The organism is Paenarthrobacter sp. CCNWLY172 (assembly GCF_037402035.1).
Classification (GTDB): domain Bacteria; phylum Actinomycetota; class Actinomycetes; order Actinomycetales; family Micrococcaceae; genus Arthrobacter.
In genome coordinates, this window is record NZ_JBBEGB010000003.1 from 390,993 (window position 1) to 407,939 (window position 16,947).

The following is a 16,947-nucleotide window of genomic DNA, read 5'->3' on the forward strand; positions in this document are numbered from 1 at the left end:
AGTGACGGCACGGATCCAACCGGGTTTTGTGCCGCCGCCCCGTCAGCACGAAGGAATGAGAGTACTTTCCATGGGCTTTGCCGAAATTTTTGTAGCCACCCACGATGAAGCACTCAAGAGGGCAGCGGCCCTGGATAAGGGCGCGGATGTCACCGGCCCCGCCGTCAGGATTGACGGCATTACCGACTTCGAAGTGGAGCAGCTGGGTGACCTTGCCGGCCAGGCGGTCCACGCAGCCGGTGCTGACTACGAACTTGCCCTGGTTGATGTCACCAGTGATGCGCTTCTGGGTGTCCCCGAAGCCATGGTGCGGGCCTTGGCCGAGCTGTTGACGTACGAGAGCGAAGGCGAGGCAAACGTCCTCGATGACGTTGCCGCAGCCTGGGCTGCGCAGGACGATATGCCCTTCGACGCTGCCCAATCCCGCCAGTACGTCCAGCAGTTGGCTGCCTTGGCAACCGATGTTGAAAAGGTGGAGCGCGCCGGGCTCTACGTCTGGTCCGAATAGCACTTCCGCCCGGGCATGGGCGCACCTTGCACCCCCGCGGGTGAGCAACAACACACGGGCCCAGGTGGCGTAAGTCGTATTTGCTCCGGGCATCTGGCACAATAGACAGGTACTCGATCGGTGCGGCCCCTCTCTCCGTGCTCGTATCTTGTCCTTCGAACCGTCCAGTATGGCCCGCCCCACGGGTGCAGAACGTCGGGTTCACCTCGTTTCAGAAACAGGAGTGACCACAAAAGTGGCCGTAAAGATTCGCCTTAAGCGCTTCGGTAAGATGCGCGCACCGTACTACCGCATTGTCGTCATGGATGCCCGCGCCAAGCGCGATGGCCGTGCCATTGAAGAAATCGGCAAGTACCACCCCACCGAAGAGCCGTCGTACATCGAGGTCGCTTCCGAGCGCGCCCAGTACTGGCTTTCCGTTGGCGCCCAGCCGACCGAGCAGGTTGCTGCGATCCTCAAGATCACCGGTGACTGGCAGAAGTTCAAGGGCCTCCCGGGCCAGGAAGGCACCCTGAAGACCAAAGCTCCGAAGGAAGCCTTCGTAGCACCGGAGAAGGGTTCCGTCATCATTCCGGAAGCCATCACCAAGAAGGCCAAGAAGGACGAAGCAGAAGCTCCGGCCGAGGCTGAAGCAGAGACCACCGAGGCTGAGTAAGTTGCTGGCAGAAGCGCTCGAACACTTGGTCCGTGGGATCGTTGACAGCCCTGAGGATGTCAAGGTCAGTGCCAAGAACAACCGCCGCGGGGAATCCCTTGAGGTGCGCGTTCACCAGGAGGACCTCGGACGGGTGATCGGCCGTCAAGGACGCACCGCACGCGCTTTGCGCACAGTGGTTGCAGCCTTGGCAGGTGGCGAGCAGGTCAGGGTCGACGTCGTCGACACCGACCGCCGCCGGTAACGCGCTCAGCACTGCTTGTCTTAGGTCCGGCCCCTTCACCGAATATGGTGGAGGGGCCGGATTGCTTTATCCACCCTTTCATCACCGTGGCTGCCCGGCGGCGCGGTACACAAGAATTCAGAGGAACCCATGCAGCTCCAGGTGGCCCGGATCGGCAAACCCCATGGCATCCGCGGCGAGGTGACCGTCCAGGTGCTCACCGACGCCCCTTCCGAGCGATTCGTCGCAGGAACCGAGTTCATTGTGGAACCGGCATCGGCTGGCCCGTTGACCATCCGCAGTGCCCGGTGGAACAAGGACATTCTGCTGCTGGGCTTCGAGGAGATCGCCGACCGCAACGAAGCGGAAGTCATCCGTGGTGCGAAGCTCTTCATCGAGACCGAAGAACTTGACGACGAAGACGACGACGAAGGCTGGTACGAGCACGAGTTGGTCGGCCTCGAGGCGCGTGTTGGTTCGCAGGTGGTTGGCAAGGTGGCCGCCCTCAACACCATGCCCGTCCAGGACCTGCTGATGGTCAAGACGGACGATGGCAAGGAAATCCTGGTTCCCTTCGTCGAGGAGATCGTTCCCGAAGTCAATGTTGAGGACGGGTACATCCTGATCACCCCGCCGGCCGGGCTCTTTGAAGTCAACGACGACTCATCCGGGGAGCCCGAGGACGGCACGGGGGATGAAGCCTGAATGAGGATTGACGTTGTCAGCATCTTCCCGGAGTACCTTGCACCGCTGGAGCTCTCCCTCATAGGAAAAGCCCGCCAGGATGGCCTGCTGGAACTCAACGTCCACGATTTGCGCGCGTTCACCACGGACAAGCACAGAACTGTGGACGATACACCCTATGGTGGTGGCGCCGGGATGGTGATGAAGCCGGAACCGTGGGCACAGGCCCTTGAATCAGTGGCCGGTGCTCCTGAAGGTTCCAAGCCGGTACTGATTGTTCCGTCGCCGGCAGGGGAGCGGTTCAACCAGGCCCTCGCCTATGAGCTCGCCGAGGAGCAGCAGCTTGTCTTCGCCTGTGGGCGGTATGAAGGCATCGACGAACGGGTCATCGACTGGGCGCGGGACCACTTCACTGTCCGGCCCGTCAGCCTCGGTGATTACGTGCTCAATGGCGGCGAAGTCGCGGTGCTGGCCATGGTCGAAGCCATCGGCCGGCTCCTTCCCGGCGTGGTGGGAAACCCTGAGTCACTGGTGGAAGAGTCCCATTCGGACGGCCTCCTGGAGTACCCCGTCTACACCAAGCCGTCCGCGTGGCGCGACCATGACGTCCCTGCTGTCCTGCTGAGCGGCAACCATGGAAAAATCGCCCAATGGCGGCGCCACGAGCAATTCCGGCGGACCGCAGAGCGGCGTCCGGACCTTTTGGAAACGTTCGACGCCGGTACCTTGAGCCGCGCTGACCGCAACGCCCTGTCTGACCTCGGGTACGAGGTCGTCGACGGTCGCTTGCGTCCCCGCCCTGGCGGCGACGCCGCAATCTGAGGTCCGCTGCCGCCGTCGAAAGTTCAATAGTCGTGACAGTTGGCCCGATGGCAGCGCATATGGCAGAATTAACCCTTGTGTCTACTGGGCTGACACCTGCCACAGGGGGAGTTCAGCCAACAGTCGGACAACCCGGCCGCGCCAATCAGTGGCGGAGCCGGACACTAAGAAACTTCGGCGGAGATTTCCGGCGGCCCTTCGTGCCCCGGGCTTGTCTGCCGTAACCCAAAGTGAATGACCTGTGGCGTTCACCAGGAGTGGATTAATGCATATCCTCGATAGCGTAGATGCAGCCTCGCTGCGTAACGATGTTCCTGAGTTCCGCGCGGGTGACACCCTCAAGGTTCACGTCAACATCATTGAAGGCAAGAACTCCCGTGTCCAGGTCTTCCAGGGCTTCGTCCTGGGCCGCCAGGGTGACGGCGTTCGCGAAACCTTCACCGTGCGCAAGGTTTCCTTCGGTGTCGGCGTAGAGCGTACCTTCCCGGTACACTCCCCGATCATCGAGAAGATCGAGGTCGTCACCAAGGGTGACGTCCGCCGCGCCAAGCTTTACTACATGCGCGCACTGCGCGGTAAGGCTGCGAAGATCAAGGAAAAGCGCGACTTCGCCAAGTAAGTCCTGCGACTTATGTAACGGGTCCAGGATTCGTGCCCGGTTGTTCCGGAGCAATCCGCAACGCAACAGGGATACGAGTCATGGACACATCAGAACGCCAGCCCCGGAAACAGGGCTGGCGTTTTGTTTTCCTTGCACTGGTCCTCGCCGTGGCCATCAGCGGACTGGTCCGGTCCTTGTGGCTGGACGTTTACTACATCCCATCCGAATCCATGGAACCGCTCCTCGGGGCAGGGGACAGGATCCTGGTGTCACGGACGGCCTTTACTTCCGAGCCGATCCGCCGCGGTGACATCGTGGTCTTCGACGGCCGTGGCTCGTTCGCGCCGCTGAGCAGCGGACAAGGCCCTTTTGTTGACGCCGTCTCGGCTGCAAGCCAGTGGTTTGGACTGACCGGCAGCGACACCACCTATGTCAAGCGGGTCGTCGGCGTCGCAGGGGACCGCGTCCAGTGCTGCGATCCCAGTGGCCACCTCACAGTCAACGGCCAGCCGGTTGAGGAACCCTATGTGTATCCAGGGGATGCACCCAGCAAGCAGAAATTCGACGTCATGGTACCCGAGGGCCGCCTGTGGCTGATGGGTGACCACCGCTCCCGCTCCGCAGACTCCCGGGGACTGCTGGGTGCGCCGGGCGGCGGTATGGTTCCTGTGGAACGGGTGATAGGACGGCCGGTCCAGATCATCTGGCCACTTGATAGATTTGCAGAGATGCCTCGCTCTACGCAGGCCGAAACATCGAAGAACGGACAGTAGATGCCGGACAAGGCTCCAGAGAATCCCGAGCGGTACGACGACGACGCCCGGGTCTCGGACGGAACGGCACCTGCCGCCGGGGTGGATGAACCGCGCCAACCCGACGACGCGTCAAGTGGGTCCGGCAACGCAGCTGCTGCCCCCGGCAACGGCAAGCCAGCCGCCCGTGAATCGACGGGCGGCGCCCACGCAGTGGAGAAGCCCCGCAAGAACCCTGTCCTGGTCTGGGTCAAAGAGATTGTGACCGTGGTGGCCATCGCGCTGGTGCTGTCCTTCCTGCTGAAGACTTTCCTTTTCCGGGCGTTCTACATTCCGTCGGAGTCCATGGAAAGCACCCTCGACGTCAACGACCGCATCTTCATCAACCTCCTGGTCCCTGAACCTTTCGCCCTGCAACGTGGAGATGTTGTGGTGTTCAAGGACTCCCAGAACTGGCTGACGCCGGTGGCCAAAGAGCCGGCAGGCCCCATGGACTGGGTGGGGGACGCGCTGGAGTTTGTGGGGTTGGCTGCCGACGACAATGAGCAGCACCTCGTCAAGCGTGTCATTGGGCTTCCCGGGGACCGGGTTTCCTGCTGCGATGCCCAGGGGCGTGTCAGTATTAATGGTGTGCCGTTGGATGAGACGTACATCAACCCGGCCGAGATACCGCAGCCGAATGCCTTCGACATTGTGGTTCCGGAGGGCAAGGTGTGGGTGATGGGCGATAACCGCAATCATTCGGCGGACTCACGGGCCCACCAGGAGAGCAACGGCGGCTTCATCAACATTGAAGACATTGAGGGCAGGGCCACTGTCATAGCCTGGCCCGTCAATCGCTGGACCTACCTCGACAACTTTCCGGACGTCTTCCGCGATGTCCCCGAAAGCACCCCGGCAAAATAATGGCAACAACGGCTGCCGGCCCCAAGGGCAAGACGCAGGTCAAAGTCCCGGCCAAGACCAAGAAGAGCGCCAAGCCCGCCACCAGGGCCAAGAGCCCTGTGGGTTTCCCCACCCTTGACGTGGAGCGGTCCTTCCTGGCGCCCGGCGTGCGGTTGCTGGCCGGTGTGGATGAGGTGGGTCGTGGCGCCCTGGCTGGACCCGTCAGTGTCGGGATTGCCGTGGTCAACCTAGAGGATCATGGCTTGTTGGCCGATGTGCGGGACAGCAAACTTCTCAAGCCTGAGGACCGTGACAGGCTGGAACCCTTGGTTCGCGAATGGGCTGTTGCTTCCGCCGTAGGACACGCCTCGTCCAGGGAAATTGATGACATTGGCATTATTGCAGCCTTGCGCCTGGCAGGGACGCGTGCGTGGCTGGAGATCCTGGCCGGCGGAACCACGCCAGACGTCGTCCTCCTGGATGGCAGCCACAACTGGCTCTCCCCGGATGTTCAGGCGTCCCTCTTTGACGAGCCCGCGCCGGGACCTTGGTGCGAGGCTCCCGTACATACCCGGGTCAAAGCAGACATGAGCTGCCTCAGCGTTGCAGCCGCCAGTGTCCTGGCCAAAGTGGCACGTGACCGCATCATGGTGGATCTCCATTCGGAGGTCCCTGCCTACGGGTGGAACGAGAACAAGGGATATGCCACCTCCGCCCACAGGGACGTGATCCGGCTCCAAGGGCCCAGCGCCTACCACCGGACCAGTTGGAACCTTACGGGGCCTGACGCCGGCTGACGGCACACCGCACAGTGCTGCTGCCCTGCTGTGGCCTGGGGTCATGCTCCGGTTGGCGCATGCCGCGCGGCAGATAGTGCAAGATGGAACTATGAGTGCCGAGGACCTTGAGAACTATGAAACCGACATGGAGCTGCAGCTCTACCGCGAGTACAGGGATGTTGTCGGTCTGTTCAGCTACGTCGTGGAAACTGAACGACGGTTCTACCTGGCCAATCATGTTGATCTGCAGGCACGCAGCGCGGACGGTGAAGTCTACTTCGACCTGACCCTCCAGGATGCCTGGGTATGGGATGTTTACCGTTCAGCCCGTTTCGTGAAGAACGTCCGCGTGATCACGTTCAAGGACGTCAATGTCGAAGAGCTGCCCCGCAGTGAAGACCTGTCCTTGCCCAAGGATGGCGGGCTCGGGGACTTGGGCGATCTTGGAAACTAGCATCTGACTCTTCCTCCACAGCAGTGATCCGGGAAGGTTTACCCACATAGCCCCGTGAGCCCCTGCCGCCCACCGCCGCCAGCCGGAAAGCTGGCAAGCGGAGGTGATGGTCATGAGAGCAAAAGACCTGCTGGGCAGGAGCGGCGAGGCCTTGGCGGCCGGTTTTCTGGAAAGCCAGGGGATGCGGATCGTCGATCGTAATTGGCGATGCGCAGACGGTGAAATCGACATCGTCGCGATCGACGGAGACACCCTTGTGGTGGCTGAAGTCAAAACCCGACGAAGCCTTGACTATGGGCATCCTTTTGAAGCTGTGGGGACTGCCAAGTTGGCCCGCCTCCACCGCTTGGCTTCATCGTGGTGCCGGGAACACGAGCTGAAGGCACTCCGGAGGCGCGTGGACGTCGTGTCGGTCATCGACGACGGCGTGGGCGAGCCTGAGCTTGACCACTTGCGGGGTGTGGGCTGAATGGGAGTGGGGCGCAGCTACTGCGTTGCCTTGGTGGGCCTCAACGGCTACATCGTGGAGGTTGAAGCCGATATAGGCCAGACACTTCCGAACTTTGTCATTCTGGGCCTGCCGGACGCTGCTCTGAACGAAGCCAAGGAGCGAATCCGCTCGGCTGCCCGAAACTCCGGGATACCCCTGAGCCGGCGAAAAATTACGGCCAACCTGATACCGGCGTCGCTCCCAAAACGGGGCTCCGGCTTCGACCTGGCGATTACCATGGCGGTTCTGTGTGCCGCCAACGACGTCCGTTCCATCGACGGGACGGTATTCATCGCGGAACTTGGTTTGGACGGCCGGTTGCGGCCGGTCCGTGGCATCCTGCCGGCTGTGATGGCGGCCGTTCATGCTGGCTATCCCGACGTCGTGGTAGCTGACTCAAACGCCGTGGAGGCTTCCTTGGTACCGGGGGCGAACGTCCGCGGGTACAAGACGCTCGCCAGGCTCGCGTTCGACTTCGGGGCCGACCCCAAGGAGTTGGCCCTCGACTACGACCCCGGGGACGGCTGCGTCCCTGACGACGACGGCGGCGGCGACCATGCCTTGGTGCCGGACCTCTGCGATGTGTCGGGCCAAGGCGAGGCGCGCAGGGCGCTTGAAGTCGCCGCCGCCGGCGGCCACCACATGCTGCTGACAGGGCCCCCGGGCGCTGGAAAAACAATGCTGGCGGAGCGTCTGCCCGGACTGCTCCCGGATTTGGCAGATAACGCTGCCATGGAAGTGACGGCCATCCATTCGTTGGCCGCCGTACAATCCTCGGCAGTGCGGCTGATCCGTAGGCCGCCTTTCGAGAATCCTCATCACAGTGCCACAGCTGCGGCCATCATTGGCGGTGGATCCGGACTTCCGCGCCCGGGTGCTGCATCTCGGGCGCATCGCGGCGTGCTGTTCCTGGACGAAGCCCCGGAATATGAACGCCGTGTGCTCGATGCGCTCCGGCAACCGCTGGAGAGTGGGGAGCTCGTCATTCACCGCTCCGCAGGAACGGCGGCGTACCCAGCCCGTTTCCAACTCGTCCTTGCTGCAAACCCTTGCCCGTGCGGGAAGGCGTCAGGCAAGGGCATGGACTGCACCTGTACTGCCATGATGCGGCGGCGGTACTTCGGGAGGATGTCGGGTCCGCTGCTGGACAGGGTAGACATCCAGCTCCAGGTTGAACGGGTCTCCCTGGCGGATTTCGGTCAAGCAGGACGGGAAGAGGACACAGGCACTGTAGCGGCCCGGGTATTGGCGGCGAGGCAAGCCCAGTTGGATCGGTTGCGGCAATTGGGGCTTGAAACGAACTCCCAAGTTCCAGGACGCACCTTGCGAGGCGAACTGCGGCTGGCGTCGGGGACCACCCGGATCCTGGACACGGCATTGGAACGCGGCACGTTGACTGCCCGCGGTTACGATCGCGTCCTTCGGTTGGCATGGACGCTCGCCGACCTGGGACACAGCGGGACACCGGACGTTGACCACATCGGGCAAGCGCTCAGTCTGCGACAAGCGGCGGGTGCGCCATGACAGACCTTGAATCGAAGGGAACCAATCCAGTGGCAACAGCGGGGATGCAGGACAAAGAACGGATTGCGCGGGCAGCACTTGCCCGGCTTATGGAGCCGCAGGACTCCGTTGGGCTCGCCTTGGTACGGGCTCTCGGGGCGGTTGATGCCCTGGGTGTGGCGACCGGGGAACTGGCGGCAGGTCCCACTGTGGAGCAGGAGATTACCGCCCTGCTGGTTGAGGCAGGGGGACCGTCCACGTGGGTAGGGCTCCCGGCCAGTCTCCGGAGATGGGCGCCGCGCGTCAGTGACCTGGCACCGGAGCGTGACCTTGAAACCATGCGTCGGCTGGGTGGGCGCTTCATCATTCCCGGGGATGAATTATGGCCGGAGCAACTGGAGGACCTTGGACTCCAGGAACCGCTCTGTCTCTGGTGGCGGGGCCAGGAACAGCCGCTGCCGCCCTTGGGGCGAACCATTGCCTTGGTCGGATCCAGGGACAGTACGAGCTACGGCGCGTCCGTTACGGGAGACTTCGCGTTTGGCTTGGCGCAGCGTGGCTACACGGTGGTCTCCGGAGGCGCCTATGGCATTGATGCCCATGCTCACCGTGGGGCGCTCAGCGGCGGGGGAGCCGGGCTGCCCACCATTGCCGTGATGGCCGGCGGTGTGGACCGCTTCTACCCCTCCGGCAACGAGGACCTGCTCCGGGCTGTTGCCACCCAAGGTGCTGTCATCTCGGAGGTGCCGCCTGGGTCCGCACCTACCCGCTACCGGTTCCTGCAGCGGAACAGGCTCATTGCAGCCCTGGCGTCCGTCACCGTCGTGGTAGAGGCTCGTTGGCGTTCAGGTGCCCTCAATACTGCTCATCATGCTGAATCGATCGGCAGGGTTGTCGCCACCGTGCCGGGATCCATTCACAGCGCCAACTCGGCAGGTTGCCACCGCCTGCTGCGGGATGGAGGAGCTGTGTGCGTCACTGACGTGGGTGAGATCGCCGAACTGGCCGGAGCAATCGGCGAATCCACCAGTGAGGAAAAAAGCGCCGACGTGTCAGTACACGATGGTTTGTCGCTGGAAGATCTCATTCTTTTGGATGCCCTGCCCCTCCGTTCCACCAGTTCAGTGGAAAAGCTGACTGTGGTGGCAGGCCTGAGCCCGGATGCTGTGCGGGCAGGCCTTGGACGACTGGGACTCATGGGATTGGCCAGCTCGGAACGAGGCGCCTGGAAACGGGCCAAAAATACCTGACCAGGATTGGAAACATGTTGATCCGTCCTGTCGGTGCCGGATGCTGGCACAGTGGGACGTGTGAACGGACAATCACTGCCATCATCGATGCTCAGCGCCCTTGCTGGTTTTCGCCGCTACCTGGAGGGTGAACGGGCGAGGTCGGCGCACACTGTGCGTGCTTATCTTGCAGATGTGGAGAGCCTCCTCGGTTTTGCCGTGCAGGAAGGTATCGAAGAGCTCGGCCAGCTCGAGCTGGGTTCCCTGCGCCGCTGGCTGGGTGCGCAAAGTGAAGCGGGCATGGCCCGGGCCACCCTGGCCCGCCGGGCTGCCACGGCCAGGTCTTTCACCGCCTGGGCCCAGAGGGAAGAGCTTATTGCCACTGACCCGGCGATCCGCCTGCAGGCTCCCAAACGGGACAAATCCCTGCCAGGAGTCCTTCAGCAGCAGCAGGTTACCCGGATGGTGGATGACCTGAATACGGCAGCCGCAGAAGGGGGCCCCATGGCTGTTCGCAACCGGGCCATGGTGGAACTCCTGTACGCCACCGGAGTTCGCGTCGGAGAACTTGCCGGCCTGGATATTGATGACCTCGACCCGGACCGTCGGACTCTCCGGGTTGTGGGCAAGGGAAACAAGGAGCGAACTGTTCCGTATGGAGTCCCGGCAGCTGTGGCAGTCGATGACTGGCTTCGTAGGGGACGTCCTGCAGTGGTCACCGCCAGCAGCGGGCCGGCCCTCTTTTTGGGCGTACGGGGCAACCGGGTTGATCCACGCCAGATCCGGGCCGTGGTCAGCGAGCTGCTGCAAGCCTTGGGCGATACGTCGGCCACGGGACCGCATGCGCTCAGGCACAGCGCGGCAACCCACCTTTTGGACGGCGGAGCGGACTTGCGCGCCGTCCAGGAAATTCTGGGACACAGCAGCCTGGCGACCACGCAGATTTATACCCATGTGTCCGTGGACCGGCTGAGGAAAAGCTACCAGCAGGCGCACCCCAGGGCCTGAGCAGGCCCGCCCATGAGCCGCACTGGCGGAAAGCGGCGCCGTACGGCAAAATAAGAGCACCACGGGGAAACCTTCAATTCACAGTTGAGGGTTATCTTTGTGCCAAGATCGTCAGTAGCACTTCACATAACTGAATAGCCTGTCAGGGCCCACATAATTTCATGGCATCCGGCAGCAACAGCAAACATCCAGGCAGAGGTCGTTGGGGAAGACGTACCTACAGCTATGGAGGATGGAATGTCTGTTGCAACAACCCGCGGTGTCCTGTTTGTGCACTCGGCCCCTACGGCACTTTGCCCGCACGTCGAGTGGGCCATTGGATCGGTCGTGGACAAGCGGACCGATCTTGAGTGGACCCCTCAACCTGCTGCGCCCGGAATGTTCCGGGCCGAGTTGTCGTGGACGGGAACGCCCGGCACGGGTGCGCAGTTGGCATCAGCCCTTCGGGGTTGGGCGCATCTGCGTTACGAGGTCACCGAAGAACCGAGCCAGGGAGTGGACGGAGCCCGATGGTCCCATACCCCGGAGCTCGGAATTTTCCATGCCGTCACGGATGTCCATGGCAACATCATGGTCACCGAGGACCGCATCCGTTACGCCTACGAATCAGGTGCAGGCGACCCCTCGGCTGTCTACCATGAGTTGTCCCTGGCGCTGGGTGAGGCGTGGGACGAGGAACTCGAACCCTTCCGGCATGCAGCAGAGGGCGCACCGGTTCGCTGGCTGCACCAAGTCGGTTAGCAGGGCAGCACCAGGTAGGCTCAGCGCACAGAGTCCGCCGACCTCATCCAACTAATCCGACGAGAAGCGTCTTCCATAGCAATGAGAAGGGCCCCACCTGATGGTGGGGCCCTTCTCACGTTTCAACCAAACGTCGATAAAGGAGCGTGCTCCGAGTCCGGTCAGACGTTCCTGACCGCTATGACGGCGTTGTGTCCTCCGAAGCCGAAGGAGTTGCTCAGCGCCACGATGTCACCGGATGGCAGGTCGCGGACGGAGGTCACAACGTCGAGGGGGATCTCGGGATCCTGGTTTTCGAGGTTGATGGTCACTGGGGCCTTGCGCTCGTAGACCGCCAGTACTGTCAAGACAGCCTCAACGGCCCCTGAAGCGCCCAGGAGGTGGCCCATCTGCGACTTGGTGGCAGAGACCGCCACGTTGTCTACGTGGGTCCCCAGAGCAGCGCGCAGCGCCGTGTACTCGGGCTTGTCGCCGACAGGAGTCGAGGTGGCATGTGCGTTGACGTGCACCACGTCTTCGGCCTGGATGCGGCCATCAAACATTGCCGCCTTCAGTGCCCGGGTCGCACCAAGGCCTTCGGGGTCCGGTGCGGTGATGTGGTAGGCATCCGCTGTGACGGACGTTCCGGCCAGTTCTGCATAGATACGGGCGCCGCGGGCAATGGCGTGTTCCTCGGCTTCGAGGACCAGTGCGCCGGCACCTTCACCCATGACGAAACCGTCCCGGTCGGTGTCGTACGGGCGGGAGGCGCGCTCCGGCTCGTCGTTGCGGCGGGACAATGCCTGCATGGAGGAGAACGCGGCCAACGGCATCGGGTGGATGGCAGCTTCAGCGCCACCGCATACTACGACGTCTGCTTTGCCGGAGCGGATCAGGTCCAGGCCCAGGTGGAGTGCTTCGGTGCCGGACGCACATGCCGAAACCGGGGTGTGCGCTCCAGCGCGGGCGCCGAGGTCAAGGCTGACTGCTGCGGCCACACCGTTGGGCATGAGCATGGGAACGGTCATGGGCAGGACCCGGCGGGGACCCTTGTCCCTGAGCGTGTCCCAAGCGTCCAGCAGGGTCCAGACGCCGCCGATTCCGGTGGCGAAGGCTACCGCGAGACGGTCGTGGTCGATCTCTTCGATACCGGAGTCGGACCACGCTTCACGTGCGGCGATGACACCAAACTGCGTGGATGGGTCCATGCGCTTGGCCTCGACGCGGCTCAGAACTTCAAGTGCCGGCGTCGAGCACCGGGCAGCAAAGTGAACGGGGAGGTCGTATTTGGCCACCCACTCGTCTTCGAGCGTGCGGGCGCCGGAGACCCCTTTCAGCGCGTTCTTCCACATTGTGGGTACGTCGCCGCCGATGGGAGTGGTGGCCCCCAGACCGGTTATGACTACTTTGCGTGCCATGCGATCACTCTCTGTCGGATCAGCCATCCCTCCTGCAGCGTTCACAAGGGGAGGCAAAAAAATCTTTGGGTGGTATTGCGGCTGTGCCGGGCGCAGGGACGTTAATCCCGGCCCGGCACAGCTGGTGTCAGGACTAGGCCTGTGCGTTGGCGATGAAGCTGACGGCGTCGCCGACGGTCTTGAGGTTCTTGACCTCTTCGTCCGGGATGCGAACGCCGAACTTCTCTTCAGCGTTGACAACGATGGTCATCATGGAGATGGAGTCGATGTCCAGGTCCTCGGTGAAAGACTTGTCCAGCTCTACGGCTTCGGTGGCGAGGCCCGTCTCTTCGTTGACGATTTCAGCCAGGCCGGCCAGGATTTCTTCGTTGCTAGCCATTGTTGGCTCCTTTTCTTGTTGTACCGGCTACTGCCGGAAAGGGGGCAAACCGCGGTTTACGGTTTGGGTTTGTAAGTCGTATTCAGTTGGCTGGTGGTAGCCGGGACGAGTCCCGGTCTACGGCAGGACCACTACCTGGGCGCCGAAGACCAGTCCGGCGCCGAACCCGATCTGCAGGGCCAGGCCGCCGCTCAGCTCAGGGTTCTCCTGAAGCAGGCGGTGCGTTGCCAGCGGGATCGACGCTGCGGAGGTATTGCCCGCTTGGGCGATGTCGCGGCCGATGACAACGGATTCGGGAAGCTTCAGCTTCTTGACCATCTCGTCGATGATCCGCATGTTTGCCTGGTGCGGAACGAAGGCAGCGAGGTCGCTTGCTTCAATGCCGGCGGCATCCAGAGCCTGCTGGGCAACCTTGGCCATTTCCCAGACGGCCCAGCGGAACACGGTCTGACCGTCCTGCCGCAGGGTGGGCCAAACATCCTGGGTTGCCGAAAGAATGGCGGGATCGTCGATTTCATCGGAGTGCCGGGCGGATTCGCCCAGCTTCTTGACGTCCTCAAGGGAGTGGGTCATGCCGATAGCGTCCCACTTGCTGCCGTCTGAGCCCCAGACGGAGGGGCCGATGCCAGGAGTGTCGGACGGGCCAACCACCACAGCGCCTGCGCCGTCGCCGAGGAGGAACGAGATGGTGCGTTCGTGGTTGTCGATGACGTCGGAAAGCTTCTCCGCGCCAACCACCAGGACGTATTGGGCTGCGCCGGAACGAACCAGGGCATCGGCCTGGGCCACGCCATAGCAGTACCCGGCACAGGCGGCCGAGATATCGAAGGCGGGTGCCGGCGTCGCGCCCAAACGTTCGGTGAGCGCAGCGGCAGCCGACGGCGTGGCGTAAGGGTGCGTCACGGTGGACACGATGACGGCGCCCAGTTGGGACGCGTCGATTCCTGCGTGCTGCAACGCTTCGCGTGCGGCGCCTTCAGCCATGTCGATGACGCTGATGTCAGCAGCGGCGCGGTGACGGGTGATGATGCCGGTTCGCTGGCGGATCCATTCGTCGGAGGAGTCGATCCACTGGCACACGTCGTCGTTGGTGACAATGACATCGGGGCGGTAGGCGCCGATGCCGAGGATACGGGCGTTCTCGTTGACAACTGCCTTGTTCAACACGGGAGTGCTCATGCCTGTCCCTCCAATTCTGCGAAGAGAGCGAGAGCCGCGGACAGGTCATCCGGGGTTTTGACAGCGACGGTCTTGACACCGGGCATGCCGCGCTTGGCCAATCCTGCGAGGGTGCCGGCTGGGGCCAGTTCGATCACGCCGGTGACACCGCGGCTGACGAGCGTTTCCATGCATTTGTCCCAGCGGACGGGACGGGACACTTGGGCGATCAGGCTGTCGACGGCGGCAGGTCCGGCAGTGACTTCCTTGCCGTCGTAGTTGGACAGTAAAGGAACGGCCGGGTTCTGGGGTGAAAGCGACGGTTTGAGGGACTCGAGCGCGCTGACGGCCGGAGCCATATGGGAGGTGTGGAATGCTCCTGCAACCTTGAGGGGGATCACGCGCGCTTTCGCCGGCGGATTTTCTGCCAAGGCCTTGAGCTGGTCGAAGGTGCCTGCTGCGACTGTCTGTCCGGCACCGTTGACGTTCGCGGGCGTTGCTCCGGCGGCTTCGATGGCTGCCAGTACCTCAGCGGGATCGCCGCCCACCACAGCACTCATGCCGGTAGGGGTGACAGCGGCAGCAGCGGCCATGCTGTTGGCGCGTTCCCGGACGAAGGTCATGGCCTCAGCTTCCGTGAGGACGCCGGCCAAGGCAGAAGCCGTGATCTCGCCTACGGAGTGGCCGGCGAGGATCACGGGGAGGGTACTGAGCTCGACGTCGAACAAAGACGAAGCAGCTACCAGCCCTGCCGCGACAATCAGCGGCTGGGCCACTGCAGTGTCCTTGATGGTTTCTTCATCGGAGGTGGTGCCGTGGGCCTTGAGGTCAATGCCTGCGATCTCGCTCAGGTTGGCCAGTTGGCCTTCGACGGAGGGGAGTTCCAGCCAAGGGGCCAAAAATCCGGGGGTCTGGGAGCCCTGTCCAGGGCAGACGATTGCAAGCACGTATCCAGCTTTCCAAATTGCCACGTGATCCACTGGTGTTTTGGTACACCAAGCTCACTGGGTCAGTTTGTAGGAAGTCTACAACGGTTCAGTTCTGTGAACGCGACGTATGACGTTCGGGAGCGGCTTTCGGTTGCGCTGAAAGCCGGCCTACCACCAGGGCGGTTTGGAGGACGAAAGCTTCCCTTGGGAGGAGCGGATCCCAGCCCGTTACGTCGCAGACACGCTTCAAACGGTAGCGCACTGTGTTGGCATGGACGAACAGTTCGCGTGCCGTTGCTTCCAGTGAATGCCCCAGCTCCAGGTAGGTTCCCAGAGTCTCCACCAACCCGTTGGAGGCGGCAAGCAGCGGCCGGTAGATGTTCTTGATCAAGGACCTGCGGGCTGCGTCATCACCGGAGACAACACGCTCCGGAAGCAGGTCGTCGGCGGCAACTGGACGCGGAGCGGAAGGCCATGCGCGGGCGGCAGTGAGACCCGCGAATGCTGCCTGGGCCGAGCTGCTGGCCTCCAACAAAGACCCGGCCTCGGGCCCGTAGACCACTGCGCCTGGCGCAAAAAGTTCGCTGAGTTTGAGGTATGCGGTGTCACGGTCCTGGACGCCACCAAGGATCAGGATGAGCCGGTCACCCTGGATTCCCACCAGGGCGTCCTCGGCGAAACGCCCGGCAGTCCGGCGAAGCTCGCTGACATAGCTGGCGCTTGGTTCCGACGGCGAATTCCCCACCATCACCGTGAAGCGCTCCTGGGCTTTCCAACCAAGGGCTGCGATCCTGGACCGCAAAGCATCCGTGTTCTCACCGCGAAGGATGGCATCCACAATCAGTGCTTCCAGGCGGGTATCCCAGGAGCCGCGGGACTCGGCGGCCCGGGCGTAGACGTCCGCAGCCGCGAAGGCCACTTCCCGCGAATACCGGAGGACCGCTTCGCGAAGTGAGGGCTGGTCCGATTCCGGCGCGATCACCGGTACCTGGTCTTCCACCACCTCCACGACGATGCGGATCAGCTGCAGGGCCTTTTGCAGGCTGATGGATCGGGTCAGTTCCGTGGGGGCGTTGCCGAACACGTCCGTGAGAATCCATGACGGTGAGCTCGGCCGTTCGTACCAGGTCACGAATGCCGCGATGCCGTTCTGTGCCACGAGCCCCAGCGCCGAGCGCTCATCGGAGCTCAAACGGCTGTACCAGGGCAGGGACTTCTCGAGTTGGCGCATGGTGCTGGTGGACAGTTGGCCCACATTGGCACGGAGTTGACGCAGAGTTTCGGCCTTTTCAGGCGACAATGCCTGGGTTGCTGCCTTGCGCTTGGTGGTGGTTTTGCTCGGCTCTGCCATGGAACGAGCATACGGCCCATCCCGGGCAAGCTCCATTTGTGAGAAGGCTACAACTTGTGTTGTTGCTGCTCACATGACCTGGAGACTCTTCCCCCACGGTTAAACCACGACGGCGGCCGCCACCTTTCGGTGGAAGCCGCCGTTTCGTTGGGTGCTGGAGTGGCCCTTGGTACCGGACTGCGTCCGAGGGTTTTCCTGCGGTTGTTAGGCGTCTCCGCCTGCTCCGCCGGTGGTGCCGGCATTCACATCCAGGAGCCGGTACTTCTCGATGGCCTTCTCCAAGGCACCTTCTTCAACTTCTCCCTTGGCGGCAAGGAGTTGGAGGGTTTTGGCGACGATGGAGTGGGTGTCGTTTTTGAAGTAGCGGCGTGCGGCTTGGCGGGTGTCGGAGAAGCCGAA

21 protein-coding genes are annotated in these 16,947 nt (G+C 62.8%); 15 read left to right on the top strand and 6 right to left on the bottom strand.

Features of this window, described 5'->3' with window-relative positions:
- Positions 1 to 55: 55 nt before the first annotated feature.
- The 15 genes from WBN73_RS06605 to WBN73_RS06675 all read left to right on the top strand — a co-directional run bounded on the left by WBN73_RS06605 (position 56) and on the right by WBN73_RS06675 (position 11,334).
- Complete coding sequence (locus WBN73_RS06605; protein WP_242703325.1) at positions 56 to 508, top strand: hypothetical protein; 453 nt, start codon at positions 56 to 58, stop codon at positions 506 to 508.
- Positions 509 to 743: 235 nt separating this feature from the next.
- The gene (gene rpsP / locus WBN73_RS06610; RefSeq protein WP_017199647.1) at positions 744 to 1,163 is read left to right on the top strand and encodes a 30S ribosomal protein S16; all 420 of its coding nucleotides are present in this window, start codon (positions 744 to 746) and stop codon (positions 1,161 to 1,163) included.
- Between the two features lies 1 nt (position 1,164).
- Complete coding sequence (locus WBN73_RS06615; protein WP_011775119.1) at positions 1,165 to 1,407, top strand: RNA-binding protein; 243 nt, start codon at positions 1,165 to 1,167, stop codon at positions 1,405 to 1,407.
- A 129-nt stretch (positions 1,408 to 1,536) separates the two neighbouring features.
- The gene (rimM, locus tag WBN73_RS06620) at positions 1,537 to 2,091 is read left to right on the top strand and encodes a ribosome maturation factor RimM (protein ID WP_337339653.1); all 555 of its coding nucleotides are present in this window, start codon (positions 1,537 to 1,539) and stop codon (positions 2,089 to 2,091) included.
- Positions 2,092 to 2,892 (top strand): tRNA (guanosine(37)-N1)-methyltransferase TrmD, encoded by an 801-nt coding sequence (gene trmD / locus WBN73_RS06625; protein ID WP_280623013.1) that lies wholly within the window; start codon positions 2,092 to 2,094, stop codon positions 2,890 to 2,892. It abuts the gene before it with no gap.
- Positions 2,893 to 3,157: 265 nt separating this feature from the next.
- On the top strand, positions 3,158 to 3,511 hold the full coding sequence (rplS, locus tag WBN73_RS06630) for a 50S ribosomal protein L19 (RefSeq protein ID WP_144649543.1): 354 nt from the start codon (positions 3,158 to 3,160) through the stop codon (positions 3,509 to 3,511).
- Positions 3,512 to 3,591: 80 nt separating this feature from the next.
- A complete protein-coding gene (lepB, locus tag WBN73_RS06635) occupies positions 3,592 to 4,266 on the top strand; it encodes a signal peptidase I (protein ID WP_337339652.1) in 675 nt (224 codons plus the stop codon).
- Positions 4,267 to 5,151: a signal peptidase I gene (lepB, locus tag WBN73_RS06640; protein WP_337339651.1), complete on the top strand. Its 885-nt coding sequence runs from the start codon at positions 4,267 to 4,269 to the stop codon at positions 5,149 to 5,151. It abuts the gene before it with no gap.
- Positions 5,151 to 5,927, top strand: coding sequence for a ribonuclease HII (locus WBN73_RS06645; RefSeq protein WP_337339650.1), 777 nt, complete (start codon positions 5,151 to 5,153; stop codon positions 5,925 to 5,927). Before lepB (WBN73_RS06640) ends, WBN73_RS06645 begins: the two co-directional genes overlap by 1 nt.
- Positions 5,928 to 6,018: 91 nt before the next feature.
- On the top strand, positions 6,019 to 6,363 hold the full coding sequence (locus WBN73_RS06650; protein ID WP_089595421.1) for a DUF2469 domain-containing protein: 345 nt from the start codon (positions 6,019 to 6,021) through the stop codon (positions 6,361 to 6,363).
- Between the two features lie 103 nt (positions 6,364 to 6,466).
- Entirely contained in the window at positions 6,467 to 6,832 is a 366-nt protein-coding gene (locus WBN73_RS06655) for a YraN family protein (RefSeq protein WP_280623009.1), read from the top strand.
- On the top strand, positions 6,833 to 8,377 hold the full coding sequence (locus tag WBN73_RS06660) for a YifB family Mg chelatase-like AAA ATPase (protein WP_337339649.1): 1,545 nt from the start codon (positions 6,833 to 6,835) through the stop codon (positions 8,375 to 8,377).
- Positions 8,374 to 9,606: a DNA-processing protein DprA gene (dprA, locus tag WBN73_RS06665; RefSeq protein WP_337339648.1), complete on the top strand. Its 1,233-nt coding sequence runs from the start codon at positions 8,374 to 8,376 to the stop codon at positions 9,604 to 9,606. The genes WBN73_RS06660 and dprA overlap by 4 nt, the downstream gene beginning before the upstream one ends.
- Before the next feature lie 87 nt (positions 9,607 to 9,693).
- Positions 9,694 to 10,593: a tyrosine recombinase XerC gene (locus WBN73_RS06670; RefSeq protein ID WP_337339798.1), complete on the top strand. Its 900-nt coding sequence runs from the start codon at positions 9,694 to 9,696 to the stop codon at positions 10,591 to 10,593.
- Between the two features lie 237 nt (positions 10,594 to 10,830).
- Positions 10,831 to 11,334: a DUF3145 domain-containing protein gene (locus tag WBN73_RS06675; RefSeq protein WP_026005636.1), complete on the top strand. Its 504-nt coding sequence runs from the start codon at positions 10,831 to 10,833 to the stop codon at positions 11,332 to 11,334.
- Between the two features lie 161 nt (positions 11,335 to 11,495).
- On the opposite strand, the gene WBN73_RS06680 is transcribed toward WBN73_RS06675, so the two are convergent.
- The 6 genes from WBN73_RS06680 to WBN73_RS06705 form a co-directional block, all read right to left on the bottom strand.
- Positions 11,496 to 12,731, bottom strand: coding sequence for a beta-ketoacyl-[acyl-carrier-protein] synthase family protein (locus WBN73_RS06680; protein ID WP_207593783.1), 1,236 nt, complete (start codon positions 12,729 to 12,731; stop codon positions 11,496 to 11,498).
- Positions 12,732 to 12,864: 133 nt separating this feature from the next.
- Positions 12,865 to 13,110 (bottom strand): acyl carrier protein, encoded by a 246-nt coding sequence (locus WBN73_RS06685; protein WP_011692310.1) that lies wholly within the window; start codon positions 13,108 to 13,110, stop codon positions 12,865 to 12,867.
- 117 nt (positions 13,111 to 13,227) lie between these two features.
- The gene (locus WBN73_RS06690; RefSeq protein WP_207593782.1) at positions 13,228 to 14,289 is read right to left on the bottom strand and encodes a beta-ketoacyl-ACP synthase III; all 1,062 of its coding nucleotides are present in this window, start codon (positions 14,287 to 14,289) and stop codon (positions 13,228 to 13,230) included.
- Positions 14,286 to 15,215 (bottom strand): ACP S-malonyltransferase, encoded by a 930-nt coding sequence (locus WBN73_RS06695; RefSeq protein ID WP_337339647.1) that lies wholly within the window; start codon positions 15,213 to 15,215, stop codon positions 14,286 to 14,288. The genes WBN73_RS06690 and WBN73_RS06695 overlap by 4 nt, the downstream gene beginning before the upstream one ends.
- A gap of 88 nt (positions 15,216 to 15,303) precedes the next feature.
- Positions 15,304 to 16,548 (bottom strand): PucR family transcriptional regulator, encoded by a 1,245-nt coding sequence (locus WBN73_RS06700; RefSeq protein WP_089595416.1) that lies wholly within the window; start codon positions 16,546 to 16,548, stop codon positions 15,304 to 15,306.
- A gap of 204 nt (positions 16,549 to 16,752) precedes the next feature.
- Positions 16,753 to 16,947, bottom strand: a 195-nt coding sequence (locus WBN73_RS06705) for a hypothetical protein (protein ID WP_337339646.1), incomplete at its 5' end; no start/stop codon positions are given.

Excerpts from the sequence above, each read along its gene's own strand:
- WBN73_RS06605 (WP_242703325.1), top strand. The coding sequence starts at position 56 with ATGAGAGTACTTTCCATGGGCTTTGCCGAAATTTTTGTAGCCACCCAC.
- rimM (WP_337339653.1), top strand. The coding sequence starts at position 1,537 with ATGCAGCTCCAGGTGGCCCGGATCGGCAAACCCCATGGCATCCGCGGC.
- trmD (WP_280623013.1), top strand. The coding sequence starts at position 2,092 with ATGAGGATTGACGTTGTCAGCATCTTCCCGGAGTACCTTGCACCGCTG.
- rplS (WP_144649543.1), top strand. The coding sequence starts at position 3,158 with ATGCATATCCTCGATAGCGTAGATGCAGCCTCGCTGCGTAACGATGTT.
- lepB (WP_337339652.1), top strand. The coding sequence starts at position 3,592 with ATGGACACATCAGAACGCCAGCCCCGGAAACAGGGCTGGCGTTTTGTT.
- lepB (WP_337339651.1), top strand. The coding sequence starts at position 4,267 with ATGCCGGACAAGGCTCCAGAGAATCCCGAGCGGTACGACGACGACGCC.
- WBN73_RS06645 (WP_337339650.1), top strand. The coding sequence starts at position 5,151 with ATGGCAACAACGGCTGCCGGCCCCAAGGGCAAGACGCAGGTCAAAGTC.
- WBN73_RS06650 (WP_089595421.1), top strand. The coding sequence starts at position 6,019 with ATGAGTGCCGAGGACCTTGAGAACTATGAAACCGACATGGAGCTGCAG.
- WBN73_RS06660 (WP_337339649.1), top strand. The coding sequence starts at position 6,833 with ATGGGAGTGGGGCGCAGCTACTGCGTTGCCTTGGTGGGCCTCAACGGC.
- dprA (WP_337339648.1), top strand. The coding sequence starts at position 8,374 with ATGACAGACCTTGAATCGAAGGGAACCAATCCAGTGGCAACAGCGGGG.
- WBN73_RS06670 (WP_337339798.1), top strand. The coding sequence starts at position 9,694 with ATGCTCAGCGCCCTTGCTGGTTTTCGCCGCTACCTGGAGGGTGAACGG.
- WBN73_RS06675 (WP_026005636.1), top strand. The coding sequence starts at position 10,831 with ATGTCTGTTGCAACAACCCGCGGTGTCCTGTTTGTGCACTCGGCCCCT.
- WBN73_RS06680 (WP_207593783.1), bottom strand. The coding sequence starts at position 12,731 with ATGGCACGCAAAGTAGTCATAACCGGTCTGGGGGCCACCACTCCCATC.
- WBN73_RS06685 (WP_011692310.1), bottom strand. The coding sequence starts at position 13,110 with ATGGCTAGCAACGAAGAAATCCTGGCCGGCCTGGCTGAAATCGTCAAC.
- WBN73_RS06690 (WP_207593782.1), bottom strand. The coding sequence starts at position 14,289 with ATGAGCACTCCCGTGTTGAACAAGGCAGTTGTCAACGAGAACGCCCGT.
- WBN73_RS06700 (WP_089595416.1), bottom strand. The coding sequence starts at position 16,548 with ATGGCAGAGCCGAGCAAAACCACCACCAAGCGCAAGGCAGCAACCCAG.